The following is a 13,913-nucleotide window of genomic DNA, read 5'->3' as shown; positions in this document are numbered from 1 at the left end:
ATCAGAACCACAGGAGCTTACAATGAAACAGAATAACCTACTTGATGTGAAACAAACCATGGAAGGGTACCTCGGCATGTCGGACTGGCGGGTGCAGGAAAATGCCAATGTAAATTACAGTCTGGGAGGTCTGATTCTCCACAATTCCGGTGCAGTCACCGCCAATTACTGGCTGAACAACGTGTATAGTCAAGAGATAGCCGATGCCCATAAGAGGGCCGCCATGCACATTCACGATTTATCCATGTTCGCCGGATATTGCGCTGGATGGTCCCTTCGTCAGCTGATCAGCGAGGGCCTTGGGGGGGTGGAGGGAAAAATTTCATCCGCCCCTGCCAGGCATCTCAATACCCTGGTGCAGCAGATGGTGAATTTTCTGGGGATTATGCAGAATGAGTGGGCGGGTGCTCAGGCATTTTCAAGTTTTGATACATATCTATCCGCATTTGTCCGGGCTGACGGGTTAGGATACCAGGAGGTTAAGCAGACACTTCAGAGTTTCATCTTCGGGGTGAACACCCCCAGCAGATGGGGCAGTCAGGCGCCGTTTACCAACATCACCATGGACTGGAGCGTACCAAAAGATATGGCAGGCTTGAAGGCAGTGGTTGGGGAACGCGAAATGGAATTTTGCTACGGTGAACTCCAGCCGGAGATGGATATGATCAACAAGGCCTTCATCGAATTGATGATTCAGGGAGATGCCTCGGGGCGGGGCTTTCAGTATCCAATCCCCACATACAATATTACCCGTGATTTTCAGTGGGAAGGAGAGAATGCCGCTCTATTATTTGAAATGACCGGCAAATACGGTACGCCGTACTTTCAGAATTTCATCAACTCCGATCTGAATCCGGAGGATGTGCGCTCCATGTGCTGCCGGCTTCAGCTGGATAAACGCGAACTCCGGAAACGGGGAGGGGGGCTGTTCGGTAGTGATGAGTTTACCGGATCCATCGGAGTTGTCACCATCAATCTGCCACAAATAGCACATCTTTCATCCGGAAGACGTGAGTTTTTTTTCCGCCTTGACTATCTTATGGATTTGGCGTGTCGAAGTCTGGAAACCAAACGGGATGTCGTGAACGGCCTCATGGATCAGGGACTGTTTCCGTATACCCGGAGGTACCTGCAGAGTCTGGATAATCATTTCGCTACCATCGGAATATGCGGAATGAATGAGGCAATGCTGAATTTCGACGGAAAAGACCTTACCCACCCCCGGGCCAGGGAATTCGCAGTGGAAATTCTCGACCATATGCGTCTGCGCCTGTCCGCATATCAGGAACGCACCGGAAATTTGTATAATCTGGAGGCCAGTCCAGCAGAAGGGGCTTCCTACCGCTTGGCCCTCCATGATGTGAAAAACCATCCCGGAATCCGCACCGGGGGTACCGTAGAGAACCCGTACTACACCAACTCAAGCCAGCTTCCGGTGGACGGCAGCAGGGATATTTTCGATGCGCTGGATGCCCAGGATGAGCTTCAGACCAGATACACCGGGGGGACCGTTTTTCACGGCTTTCTGGGGGAAAGCATCCAGGATTGGCGGTCCTGTGCCCAGCTGATAAAGACCATAGCTGAAAATTACTCATTGCCCTATTTCACCATCTCACCCACGTTTTCTGTGTGCTCTGAACACGGGTATCTGGATGGTGAAAGGGCAGAATGTCCGGTCTGCCAGAGAGAAACAGAGGTTTACAGCCGGATTGTGGGATATTACCGTTCGCTGAAAAACTGGAATGCCGGAAAAAAACAGGAGTTCAGGGAACGAAGAGAGTATGAAACCGCTGCAATCGGCGCAACCATCCGGGAACGGCGTGACCCGGACCAGCAGAAAAGTTCCGAAAGTCAACGAACGTATTCAGAAAAATCTCCTGAACTTTCGAATACCGTGGCCGGAACATCATCAGAAGAGCTGAAGCTTTTTCTGTTTCAAACACCAAGCTGCAGCCGTTGCCCTGAGGTGAAATCCCTGCTCAGGGAAGCAGGTATCGAGTACAATGCCGTGGATGCAGCATCTGCTGAGGGAACCGCTCATGCATTGAAGGAGGGGATTTCAACTGTTCCAACCCTCATTCTGAAAGACTCTCAAGGTGTACAGCTATGGCGGGGGAGTGACGCCGGGACAATTCGCAGGCAGCTGCCTGCAATCCGGGACGCCCTTCGGAATTATTCAGGTACGGTTCGCCCGACTCAAACGGTACCTGGAAATGCTTGAGCGTCTGGGAATCCAGAAAACCAGTTTGATCGATTTTCCGGGGAAGGTAGCATCGGTGATATTTACCGCCGGCTGCCCTCTATGCTGTCCTTATTGCCACAACCGTGAACTGATCTCATATATGCCCCCGGATTCATTCCTGCCTGCAGAAGAGGTTTTTGATCTTCTGAGGGCGAGAGGGGATTGCATTCGTTATGTGGTGGTTTCGGGGGGGGAGCCGCTGGTTCACCAAGACCTCATGGTGTTGTTGGATACACTCCACAATATCGGTCTCCAGGTAAAAATCGACACCTCGGGGGTGCTGCCCCATGCCCTTGAAACCGTGTTACAGCACCGGGCTGTCAAATATGTTGCCATGGACATCAAAACAGGATTGCATAACTATTACCTGGTTGGAGCCTCCAGGGATTCAGAAACTGCGGTTTCACAATCCATGAATTTGTTGAGAAGGTGGAAAGCCGCAGGGAATGGAGATTATGAGTTTCGAACGGTAATGGACCCGGAGATCGTCACCCCCGAGGATATAAAACTGATTGGTGAAATGATCCTTCCTGGAGAAACCTGGAGACATAACCCGCTGAAAAGCGGCTGAACACGGGAGGGGCGCTGGAAATACATGATCATGCATACACCTGAAGCTACCCCTGAGCCATGGCCGAATCCGGCGCGGTTCGGGGCACAACGTCCTCGGGTACATTCCATCCCTGTTCGGCAACCCATTTACGGTAGCTGCCCTGCGGATCGTATGCGGCGGCTTGTTTGGGAATAGTAAAATGGCGCACAGGCCGGGAATCCGCCCCAACTCCGGCGATGTATGCCCAGTTTCCCCAGTTTGAAAGGGGATGATAATCCAACAACAGGTACTCGAACCACCAGGCTCCCCACCACCAGGGGCAGTTCAGGTCGTGGATCAAGTAGCTGGCCGCACATTGCCGTGCCCGGTTGCTGGATTCACCGGTTGCATAGAGTTCCCTCATGATTGCATCTATAAAATCCTGACCGGTGGTTCCCCGTACCCAGCTGCGAAACCTGTGCCAGATATCTTTATCGCTTCTCCATGTATTGTGCAGACCCGGGCTTTGTATCATTTTAAATCCCCGTGGAGTAAACATCTTATCTCCCACAGAAAGGAAGAGGTAGTAGTAAAAGTCCCGCCATAATAATTCAAAAATGAGCCAGTAGGTGGATTCATTTGCCACCCGCTGCTGCTCATATTCCCGTATACTTCGTCCTACATCATGGGCGTGCAGCGCATTTACGGCAAGCCATTTGGATAGACGGCTGGAGTAATTTCCCGGCCCCAGTCCGTTGCGGGTCTCCTTATAACGGGAAATTGCATCGCTTTCAAACAAAAAAAACTTCAGACGATCTGCCGCCGGTCCGTCCATATGGAAGTCAGGAACTGATCCCTGTGCAAATCGGTATTCGTCATAGCTCTGTTTTTCGATTCGTCTCCGGAATGCCGAGAAAGTTCCGGGCATGTCCCGGATATGAAACGGCAGCTCGTCCGGATCAATGAGGGTATTCGGGGGGAGAATGAGAATCTCGGGAGGTTGTGCCAGCCGGGAAGTCTCGGCGCGTATTCGGGTAAGGTCGTCCCGTTCTTCGCTGCCCTTGGGTGAAGGAATGCAGAGAAGGGAAGGAATCTCCGCCCCATCCGGTTTTTGCAGATATTCAATGAGCGATGTATGGGTTTTGATGAGTTGTAATCCGGCGGACCTGTACTGCCGTTCCAGGGTATGGATAACTTCAGAGTAAAACCGCTGCCGTCCTACGGATACGCGGGGAATTCCCAGGGGCGAAACATGCTGTGAAACGCCATAGTGGTTCAGGAGGTGTTTTCTGCGGCTACACGATTTCTGGAGCAGGAAACTGATCAATCCAATCCGGCTATTCAATCGGCAATTAAGGAGATGGCGGAGACCCCCCCCATATTTACAAACAGCCTTGATAGAATCAGGCAAATTCTCAGCAGATTGAAGGAGCTTGAGGTTCTCAGAAACGATATTCATATGCAGGAGAAGAAGGCGGAACAGATGATCTCCGATCAAGTTGAGCTGGTCCTGGCAAACAACCCGGTATGCAACATGAAATTTGAGCCGTTTATTACCACAGCCCGGGGAAGGGGAGCAGCCTGTCTCGGCCTCTATATTTTCCATGGCATAACCACAATGATTCTTAACGGGCAGCTGACCTATACCCGCACATCGAACAATTGGAATCTATTTGCAGCTCAAATTTCAGGGAAACAAATTCTTTTTTGAAATTTTTCAATTGACAGATGGCTTTTGCAGGTAATCGGATGTATAATTGTATTAAAGTAATGGTACAATGGTACAACGGGTATACCGGTTCGAGGAGGAAGCTATGTCGATGATCGATGTTTCCAATCTGTCGTACACCTACAAAAAAGGGCGCGTGAAGGCCGTGAATGACGTGAGTTTTCAGATCGGGAAGGGTGAAATTTTCGGTTTCCTGGGCCCCAGCGGGGCCGGAAAATCCACCACCCAGGCGGTTCTTGCCGGCCTGCTGACTATGCAATCCGGAAGCATTTCCATCGACGGGAACCTGAGAAGCGGAAGTCCGGGAAAGGAATTCTTTAACCGCATCGGCATGGGCTTTGAAATCCCGAATGTGTACAAGAAGCTCAGCGGCCTGGACAATCTGAAATTCCATGCCCGGCTCTATGACCGGGAGACCATGGATCCCATGGAAGTTCTGGAAATGGTCGGACTGGCCGAAGACGCCGATAAGAAAGCAGGTCAGTATTCCAAGGGCATGAAGCAACGCCTGGGTTTCGCACGTTCGATGATTAATAATCCTGATATATGGTTCCTGGACGAACCGACTATGGGACTGGATCCCACAACGGCCAATAGCATCAAATCGATAATTCGTCGCCGTCAGGCCGAGGGCACGACCATCTTCCTCACCACTCATAATATGTTTGTGGCCGACGAACTCTGCGACCGGGTTGCCTTTATCGTGGACGGCGCGTTGGTGGCGGTGGACAGCCCCAAGAACCTGAAACTGAAACATGGAAAGCCGGTGGCCAGGGTGGAATACCTGGACGGCGGTGCAATGAAAGAACATGAGTTCAGTATGGAGGGTAAGGGCAAGGCGGAGCTTCAGCAGTTCATCGGCACCCATGACGTGAAAACCATCCATTCCCTGGAGCCGTCCCTTGAGGATATTTTTATCAAATTCACCGGCCGGGGACTCGAATAGGAGGATGCCATGAAAAAGCTCGGCAATCTTCTACGCAAGGATATCGTCCTGGGCATCAAGGACGTATTTTTGCTCCTTGAAATCGTATTTTCGGTGATTTTTATGTTGGTCCTGCTGTTCCTCATCCCAGAGAGCATCCGTACCGAGGGTCATGTATACATCTGGGATCGCACCGGAATCATCGAAGATTTCATCACGGAAATCGCCCCCGATCACGAACAGAGCCTTGGGGAATACTTTGTATCCAATCGGGACGATCTTATTGCGGGCATCACAGAGGACCGCAACGCCGTCGGTCTTATCATCAGGGCAAATGGACAGGAACGCTATGATGTGGAGATGCTCTCCCAGCCCTATACCAAGGATTCTCTGGTGCAATTTATCGAAGCGGATATGGAAGACCTGATGAACATTCTCCACCCGCCCATGGGCAGGTATCCCGCCGACGTGTATTCATCGGTGCGTATCGAGGCGTTCCAGCGCGGGGCGGATGAAGTTCATCCCTTTAATCAGCGCCTGCTGGCTCCGGTCATCGTGTTCAATATCGGGCTGATCGGCCTGTTCGCCATGGTCTCCCTCATCGGTCAGGAAAGGATAGACGCCACCCTCCGGGCGTACCGGCTTTCACCGAGCAGCCTTGGGCTATTCCTGCTGAGCAAGAACATAGTTATAACCGCTGTGAGCATTCTGAACTTCAGCATTCTCTACCTGCCCATCATGGGGTTCTCGGGGTATCTGGAAGCATTGGCGGTGATGGTGGTTACGGTAATTGCAATGTCCTCCATCGGGGTCGCCCTGGCGACGTTCTATCAGGGACCGCTGGAAGCCATCGGGTGGGTATTTGTCCTGATGCTGATTTTCGCCCTTCCGGGAGTTTCGCTGCTGAATCCTGTATTTTCCCCAGGGTGGCTGCAGGCGATTCCCACCTTCCACAGCCTGTTCGGATTGGATGCGGCCATGTTCCCCGATAATAATGCGTACCTTCTCTGGCGAAGCGTGGGCATTCTGGCCCTGCTGTCGGCGGTACTGGTCCCCCTCACCGGGTTGCTTTTTACGTACCGCATTCAAAAGGAGGCATGAGATGAAACAGTTATGGAGAATTTTCCTGTTCGATATCAGGATGAGTTTCAAAAACTTCATGGGTGCCTACCTTCTTATTGTCCCCATGATAATCCTGCTGATCCTCAGGAGTTTCCTGCCGGCGGTGGACAGTGCGTCGGCAAATTTCGCCGTGGTCAACGACGGGCCCAATGCCGTGGACCGGGAACTCATTGCTACTTTGGACGAAGTTGGAGACGTATCGCTGTATCCCAACATAGATGAACTGAAGGACCGGATGGCAGCAATAGGCGAAATCGAGGGACTGTACTGGGATCCGGTAGCCGGGCAGTATGTCTCCCTGGTGGAGAAGACCGGCGAGGACAACGAAATGTTCACCCTGGCAGCCCGCTACATCCGTCAGCAGTATTTAAAAGATAACTATCCCGAACTCCCACGGATGGTCAACTTCAGCGAGGCAGTTCCCCCTGAGTTGTCAGAGCGCACTGAGATCTCACCTGTGGCAAGCATGGGAGGATCGCTGTTTATCGTCTTTATTACCATCATGACTGCTTTTATGATGGGTTTGGCCATCGTGGAGGATAAGGATCAGGGCACCATCCTGGCGCTGCGCATCAGCCCGGTTTCCAGCAGCGATTATTATGTGGGAAGAAGTCTCTTTCCGTTCCTGGTAATCATCGCTTATGCAGTTATCGGGGTATTCATGCTCGGGCTTGCCGGCATCAATGTATTGCAGATGCTCATGGTGGTGACCCTCTCTTTCTCAACGGCCATGGTGTTCGGCCTCTTCATCGGCGGCATGGGAAAGAACGAAATCGAGGCCATGGGAATCGGAAAGGTGGGAGCCATGCTGTTCATTTTCTCCCTGGTTGCTGCGGCATTGCTGCCGGATAATTGGCATTGGACCCTCTGGTGGATGCCGGTGTACTGGACCTTCGACGCACTGGAGGAAATATTCATCCAGCAGGCCGACTGGTTTTCGGTTGCCTGGAAATCTCTGTTGGCCTTTGTACTGGCGGGGGTGTATTTCCTCCTGCTGCGAAAGCGGATCGTTCGCGGCCTGGGAGCCACCGAATAGTCCCGGATTTTTTTGTCGGGATACGACTATGCAATCAATTGAGGCCATCGGGCCTCAAAGGAGAACAAGATGCTGTATCTGGGTATTTTTCTATATTTATCGGCGTATGGGGTGTGAAGGATCTTGGCTTCGGCATCTGGCTGCTTCTTCCGACCCGCCTCGTCGCGTGTCGGACCATCCATGGCCCTCGCCGCTCCATGTATTCGCGCCGGCGGCTTGCTTCGAGTCCCGCTATCCCGCAAATATAATAGAAAAGACCAAATCCTTTCGGACTTGGTCTTTTCTATTATTAGCAGGGGCAGGACTCGGTCTCCAGTCGTCCAGATCCTGTGGACTCCCTCCGACCCGCCTCGTCGCCTGCCGCGCCCGTCCTGGGCGCTTATCCTCGCTATTCGCTCGGCCGCTCCTCATTTCGAATCCTGCCTATATCAATGCATAAATAAAAAAAGGCTACCACCTGATGGTGATAGCCTTTTTTCATTTAGCAGGGGCAGGACTCGGTCTCCAGTCGTCCACATCCTGTGGACTCCCTCCGACCCGCCTCCGCTCCTAAATCGCCATCCATGGCAATTTGCGCTCCCTATCCGGTCGCGCCGGAGCTCCGTTTCGAGTCCCGCTATCCCGCAAATATAATAAAAAAGACCAAATCCTTTCGGACTTGGTCTTTTCTATTATTAGCAGGGGCAGGACTCGAACCTGCGACCTCCGGGTTATGAGCCCGACGAGCTGCCAACTGCTCTACCCTGCGTCGAATGTGTCGGTAATATATAGGTCAGTAAAAAAAGTGTCAAGAGAGTGTGCAAAAAAAATTACTCATCATCAGATGAGGGGTCTCGGGGCGAGGTAATAAGATTCAGGAGTACAATACTGCCCAGCAGGAGAATTACCAGAGAGATATATGAAAGGGGGGCAGGAAGCAGAAGAAGCTGATTATAGAGAATGTGGCCCGTGGTGATCATGAGTATGTACAGCAACCTTCTGATCCGGGATGCTGGGACGGCAGCTGCAAGCCCCAAAAATCCTGCGCTTACCATGTGGAGGGGGAGGCTGCCAAGCAATATGATGCTGCTTAATTGTTCCATCTGTCGAATAATATACAGATAGGTTTCCATGAGTCCGAATCCCATTCCCAGTATGATGCCGGCAAGTATAGTCTGGCGAAATATCTGGAGTTTTTCCCCTGCGGGGTAGGCCAGCTTCAGCAGTAATACAAGGGTGGAAAATTTCAAGAATTCTTCCAGCATAGGGGAAAGGAATGTGCGGATGAGAGGATGAAAGCGGGAACTGGTAATTTCCTTAATTCCACTGAGTATAAAGTATGCAAGAATGGTTATTGCCACGGCAGCAAAAAAATACAGAATGATATTCATAACCCGCAGCTGCATACCTGTGGTGCGTGAGAAACCCCGGAAATAGACCATGGCGAATAAAATGCAGGCGGCAGCCGGGAACAGAATAATTCCGGTCATCATCAGCCTTCCAGAATTTCCACAATGTGTTTCATTCGTGCCGGTTCACTGAATGTAATGCGCATGTACTCCGGCATGCCAAAACTGCTCAGATCCCGCACCGTAATGCCACGCTCCTGAAGTCGCTGCACATCTGCGGCTGCATTCAGGGAAGGACTGCGCACACAGAGAAAATTGCTCTCGCTGGGGAAAAACCCAATGCCCGCATCCGAAAAAAGCCTGCTGCTGATCTCCCTGGATTCCCTGTTGAACTCAATGCTTCGTTCGATAAACTCCCTGTCCTGTACCGCTGCCATAGCTGCTGCCTGGGCCAATGAGCTGGTATTAAAAGGGCTTTTCACCCGAAGAAGCATTTGAACAACCTCCGGTCGGGCAATGCCGTAGCCTATGCGCAGGGCTGCAAGTCCGAAAATCTTAGAAAAGGTGCCGGTTATGAGTAGATTTGGGTGCTTTTTCAATAGATTCAACGTTTCAGGATACTGATTTGTTTCCGCATATTCCCGGTATGCCTGGTCCACTACCACAAGAACATCGTCGGGTACGGCTTCCAGAAAACTTTTTAGCTGCTTTTCAGGAATGATCATTCCTGTGGGATTGTTTGGACTGCAGAGAAAAACTACAGATGTTGAGGAATCCACGAGAGAAAGCATGGCAGTCAGGTCATACTGATAGTTGTGGGTGGGGGCGGCCCGGAATTCTGCTCCGAATAGTCTGGTTGCGAATTCATATTGGCTGAAGGTATTTTCACTGCCCACGGCATTGGTGCCGGGTCCAAGCAGGCAAGCTCCCACCATGGTGAATATTTCATCGCTTCCGTTACCGAAAATGATTTCTTCCGGCCGACAGCCACGCCAGTGAGCCACGGTATCACACAGCTTCTGAGATAGTACCGGGGGGTAAATGTGAACGGAATCGAGAACTTCCCTCATTGCCTTCAGAGCCATGGGACTGGGGCCCAGAGGATTTTCATTAGAGGAGAGCTTCACACTTCCGGATATTTTTTTCCCGGGATGGTATGGGGGAATTTGATAAAGATCCTTTTTCCATTTCATTTTTATAGTATACTGAAAGACCAGCGAATTGGTACAGGAGGTTTGAACATGACAGCACAGACTGTGGAACTATTTGGGTATGCGGCCAGTTTCTTCGTTGCCGTTTCACTTCTCATGGCATCCTTGGTGAAGTTGCGGGTGCTCAACCTTATTGGATGTACCTTTTTTGTGGTGTATGGTCTTCTGCTGAACGCCATTCCCATTGTGATTACTAACGGTTTCATTATGATCGTGAATTCCGTGTATCTGATTCAAATGTATCGAAAAGATATCAGCAGCTTTCGGTATGAGCCCCTTGAAGGAACCCAGATTGACCAGCTGATGGAATTCGTTCAGGTCAAGAAAAAGGACATTCGGAAATTTTATCCCTATTTCAGCGAATGCCAGCTCCGTGCGGCAAGCGGAGAAAACGGGATTGTCTATACAGCAAGGCGCGGCGGGAGAAATCAGGGTTTTGCATATGCCTTGAAGCACGGTGGTCTGGAACTGAGCCGCCACTGCAAGGATGCAAGGGATCTGCATGAAGCGCTGACCGAGGTTCAAAAATCCGAGTACTCTCAGGCTCCCGTCTTTTTTGCCGATTACATTGTACCCAAGTATCGGGATCTGGGGCTGGCTCATACCTTTCATGAACAGCTGATTGAGGATCTGCGAAGCAGCTATCAGGAGATTCTCTGGATCAATCATCACGGAAACCGGACCATGTCCCGGCTTCTAAAAAATGAAGGCTACACCTTGCTGTCGGTTCAGGGAGATTATGAGATCCTCATGCTCAGGCTGCAGAATGGAAAAGCGTGACACTCAGCCCAAGCGTATAACTGCAGCTGGATGAGCATGGATTGGCGGATTCAGACCGTTGTTACTGGGGCTTTTGGTTGATATTCGGCGGATTTTCCTGAAGATATGCATGATCGGCACTGATATCTTCAATCAGGTCGGTCAGCTTCATCTGCACCGACCGTTCAGTTGTTTTGGCGAAGATCAGCTCTTTCGGGTTATCGAAGAGTTTCTTAACTTCACCCATTATTTTTACAATTTCCTCGTTGGAAAAACCGTTCAGTATGACAACTTTATTCTCTAAATGCTTCTGTGAATCACTCATGACCTCAAAATAGTACGGGGAAGCTGAACTGTCCAGTACTGGAAAGATATTCCTGTTCCGTCTCTTGCCTAAGACCTGATTGATGGGTAGTTTTATTCCCATGAACTACGATCGAATGACAGAAAAAGCACGGGAGGCCGTTCAGGGAGCCTCATCCATTGTGCTGAGAAAAAACCAAAGTACTCTCAATCCCTGGCATATCCTCCATTCACTGGCGAGTCAGAAGGAGGGCATGGTACCCGTTGTAATCAGTCACCTGAATGTTTCTCCGGATGCAGTGATCCAGGAAGCCGAGGCTCGTATCGATAAGATGCCCAAAGTGTACGGCGAAGGCTCTCAAATTCAGATGGATCAGGCATCTGCCAAGGTTCTGGCCGTGGCTGAAGAGCTGGCCCGGCAGATGAAGGATGAGTATGTGTCAACAGAGCATATGCTCATGGCAATGCTTGATTCCGGTGGAGAGACTGGAACATATCTTAAGCGGCTGGGGCTGAAAAAAGAAGAAATCGAAAAAGCCGTTTTAGAGCTTCGGGGAAACCGCCGGGTGAGCGATGAAAACCCGGAAGGGAAAATGAAAGTCCTGGAGAAGTACACCCGGGATTACACGACCCTTGCCCGAGAGGAAAAGTTGGACCCGGTTATCGGGCGGGATGAAGAAATCCGGCGGGTAATGCAGGTTCTCAGCAGAAGGACCAAAAACAACCCGGTACTCATTGGCGAACCGGGAGTGGGAAAGACTGCAATAGTAGAAGGACTTGCACGAAGAATTGTGAGCGGGGATGTGCCGGATTCTCTTAGAGAAAAGCGGGTGCTCGCCCTCGATCTTGGAAGCCTGCTGGCGGGAACCAAGTTCCGGGGTGAGTTCGAGGAACGTTTGAAAGCGGTAATTGAAGAGATCGCATCATCCAAGGGAAAAATCATTCTATTCATAGATGAGCTTCATACGCTCATGGGTGCCGGCGCCGCCGAAGGCGCAATGGATGCCTCCAACCTTCTGAAGCCGGCACTGGCACGGGGCGAACTGCGTACAGTGGGAGCAACCACCCTGGATGAATACCGAAAGCACATTGAGAAGGATGCGGCGTTCGAACGGCGATTCCAGACGGTGTTCACCAATGAACCCAGTGTTGAAAATGCCATCTCAATTCTCAGGGGACTTCGGGAGCGCTATGAAGTGCACCATGGAGTTCGGATCCGGGATGAAGCGCTGGTAGCTGCGGCAACCCTTTCGGACCGTTACATTACCAGCCGCTTTCTCCCCGACAAGGCCATAGATCTGGTGGACGAGGCCGCAAGCCGTCTGAAAATGGAAATTGAAAGTCAACCCACTGAACTGGATCAGCTTGAGCGTAGAATCCTCCAGCTCACAATAGAAAAACAGGCTCTGTCCAAGGAAAACGACGATGTGAGCCGTGATCGGCTTGAGAACCTCAGTAACGAGCTTGGGCAGCTTCAAAGTAAACGGGACAGGCTTGCTGCCCGGTGGAACCAGGAAAAAAATACAATAGGCCGCATGCGGGAAATTAAAGAAGAGCTTGAGAAACTCCACGGGGAAGAGAAATACCATACCCGTGAAGGAAATCTGGAAAAAGCGGCGGAAATCCGACACGGCCGGATTCCCCAGCTCCAACGGGAGCTTGAGGAAGTAAGCGGTATTATTGAGAAACAGCATGATGAGCAAACCCTCCTGCGCGAAGAGGTGGGAGAAGAAGATATCGCAAAGGTGGTTTCCACATGGACCGGCATACCCGTCAGTAAGATGATGAAAAGCGATATGGAAAAGCTGCTCAATCTGGAGCAGATCCTGGGGCGCAGAGTTATCGGCCAGTCGGATGCCATCTCGGCGGTTTCCGATGCCATTAGGCGCAATAAAAGCGGACTGTCGGATATTAACCGTCCCATGGGTGTGTTTATGTTCATGGGCCCCACCGGGGTGGGAAAAACCGAGACGGCCAAGACCCTTGCAGAATTTCTTTTCGATGACGAGAAAGCCCTAACCAGAATCGATATGAGTGAGTACATGGAAAAATTCTCTGTCAGCAGGCTCATCGGTGCACCCCCGGGATATGTGGGCTACGATCAGGGTGGTCAGCTCACTGAGGTAATCCGCCGGCGACCCTACTCGGTGATCCTCCTTGATGAAATTGAGAAAGCCCATCCTGATGTGTTCAACATTCTGCTGCAGGTTTTCGATGACGGCAGATTGACTGATGGTCAGGGCAGGGTTGTGAACTTTCGCAACACCATCATCATCATGACCAGCAATCTTGCTTCAGATATAATTCTGGAAGCGGACAATCCTGATGACGTAATGGATCAGGTGAATCAGAGATTGAAAATACAGTTCCGTCCGGAGTTTCTCAACCGACTGGATGAGATTATCAGCTTTCACCGCCTTGAACCGGATCATCTTACCCGAATTCTTGATCTGGAGATCGCCAAGCTTGAAAAACGGCTTGCGGAACGTCATTTGACAATTGAACTGAGTCCTGATGCCCGGGATTTCATTATTTCCGTGAGCTATGACGCCCAATTCGGTGCCCGGCCTCTGAAACGAGCTGTTCAGAATTACGTTCAGAATCCTCTTGCCAAACATCTCCTTTCAGGTGAATTTCCCGAGGGAAGCGAAATTGAAGTGGGGGTTGAGAAAGACCGTGAGGGGAGCATCAGCGCTCTAAAATTCAGTACTGATAACGACTGACCC

12 protein-coding genes and 1 tRNA gene are annotated in these 13,913 nt (G+C 51.0%); 8 read left to right on the top strand and 5 right to left on the bottom strand.

Going from position 1 to position 13,913, the window contains the following annotated elements; all coding sequences use genetic code 11:
• Window positions 1–22 precede the first annotated feature (22 nt).
• Window positions 23–2,221: a ribonucleoside triphosphate reductase gene (locus tag AC52PS_RS11070; protein WP_495563124.1), complete on the top strand. Its 2,199-nt coding sequence runs from the start codon at window positions 23–25 to the stop codon at window positions 2,219–2,221.
• Window positions 2,214–2,813 carry an anaerobic ribonucleoside-triphosphate reductase activating protein gene (locus tag AC52PS_RS11065; RefSeq protein ID WP_495563123.1) on the top strand — a complete coding sequence of 200 codons (600 nt, stop codon included), beginning with the start codon at window positions 2,214–2,216 and terminating at the stop codon, window positions 2,811–2,813. Before AC52PS_RS11070 ends, AC52PS_RS11065 begins: the two co-directional genes overlap by 8 nt.
• A gap of 46 nt (window positions 2,814–2,859) precedes the next feature.
• On the opposite strand, the gene AC52PS_RS11060 is transcribed toward AC52PS_RS11065, so the two are convergent.
• The gene (locus tag AC52PS_RS11060; protein WP_495563122.1) at window positions 2,860–4,119 is read right to left on the bottom strand and encodes an FAD-binding domain-containing protein; all 1,260 of its coding nucleotides are present in this window, start codon (window positions 4,117–4,119) and stop codon (window positions 2,860–2,862) included.
• Window positions 4,120–4,134: 15 nt separating this feature from the next.
• Between AC52PS_RS11060 and AC52PS_RS11055 the strand changes: the two genes are divergently transcribed.
• The 4 genes from AC52PS_RS11055 to AC52PS_RS11040 all read left to right on the top strand — a co-directional run bounded on the left by AC52PS_RS11055 (window position 4,135) and on the right by AC52PS_RS11040 (window position 7,586).
• Window positions 4,135–4,485 (top strand): hypothetical protein, encoded by a 351-nt coding sequence (locus tag AC52PS_RS11055; RefSeq protein ID WP_495563121.1) that lies wholly within the window; start codon window positions 4,135–4,137, stop codon window positions 4,483–4,485.
• 103 nt (window positions 4,486–4,588) lie between these two features.
• On the top strand, window positions 4,589–5,449 hold the full coding sequence (locus tag AC52PS_RS11050) for an ABC transporter ATP-binding protein (RefSeq protein ID WP_495563120.1): 861 nt from the start codon (window positions 4,589–4,591) through the stop codon (window positions 5,447–5,449).
• Between the two features lie 9 nt (window positions 5,450–5,458).
• Window positions 5,459–6,529: an ABC transporter permease gene (locus AC52PS_RS11045; RefSeq protein WP_495563119.1), complete on the top strand. Its 1,071-nt coding sequence runs from the start codon at window positions 5,459–5,461 to the stop codon at window positions 6,527–6,529.
• 1 nt (window position 6,530) lies between these two features.
• Window positions 6,531–7,586, top strand: coding sequence for an ABC transporter permease (locus tag AC52PS_RS11040; RefSeq protein ID WP_495563118.1), 1,056 nt, complete (start codon window positions 6,531–6,533; stop codon window positions 7,584–7,586).
• Window positions 7,587–8,261: 675 nt separating this feature from the next.
• Here the strand turns inward: AC52PS_RS11040 and AC52PS_RS11035 are convergent.
• The 3 genes from AC52PS_RS11035 to hisC all read right to left on the bottom strand — a co-directional run bounded on the left by AC52PS_RS11035 (window position 8,262) and on the right by hisC (window position 10,107).
• Window positions 8,262–8,334 (bottom strand) — tRNA-Met (locus tag AC52PS_RS11035).
• Between the two features lie 61 nt (window positions 8,335–8,395).
• Window positions 8,396–9,058 carry a PrsW family glutamic-type intramembrane protease gene (locus AC52PS_RS11030; RefSeq protein ID WP_495563117.1) on the bottom strand — a complete coding sequence of 221 codons (663 nt, stop codon included), beginning with the start codon at window positions 9,056–9,058 and terminating at the stop codon, window positions 8,396–8,398.
• The gene (gene hisC, locus AC52PS_RS11025; protein ID WP_495563116.1) at window positions 9,058–10,107 is read right to left on the bottom strand and encodes a histidinol-phosphate transaminase; all 1,050 of its coding nucleotides are present in this window, start codon (window positions 10,105–10,107) and stop codon (window positions 9,058–9,060) included. The genes AC52PS_RS11030 and hisC overlap by 1 nt, the downstream gene beginning before the upstream one ends.
• 48 nt (window positions 10,108–10,155) lie before the next feature.
• Between hisC and AC52PS_RS11020 the strand changes: the two genes are divergently transcribed.
• On the top strand, window positions 10,156–10,905 hold the full coding sequence (locus tag AC52PS_RS11020; RefSeq protein WP_495563115.1) for a hypothetical protein: 750 nt from the start codon (window positions 10,156–10,158) through the stop codon (window positions 10,903–10,905).
• A 61-nt stretch (window positions 10,906–10,966) separates the two neighbouring features.
• On the opposite strand, the gene AC52PS_RS11015 is transcribed toward AC52PS_RS11020, so the two are convergent.
• Window positions 10,967–11,209: a DUF3783 domain-containing protein gene (locus tag AC52PS_RS11015; RefSeq protein WP_495563114.1), complete on the bottom strand. Its 243-nt coding sequence runs from the start codon at window positions 11,207–11,209 to the stop codon at window positions 10,967–10,969.
• Between the two features lie 100 nt (window positions 11,210–11,309).
• Between AC52PS_RS11015 and clpB the strand changes: the two genes are divergently transcribed.
• Window positions 11,310–13,910, top strand: coding sequence for an ATP-dependent chaperone ClpB (gene clpB, locus AC52PS_RS11010; RefSeq protein WP_495563113.1), 2,601 nt, complete (start codon window positions 11,310–11,312; stop codon window positions 13,908–13,910).
• Window positions 13,911–13,913: the final 3 nt, after the last annotated feature.

This window comes from Salinispira sp. (assembly GCF_059431795.1).
This window is presented reverse-complemented; position numbering and strand designations above follow the sequence as displayed.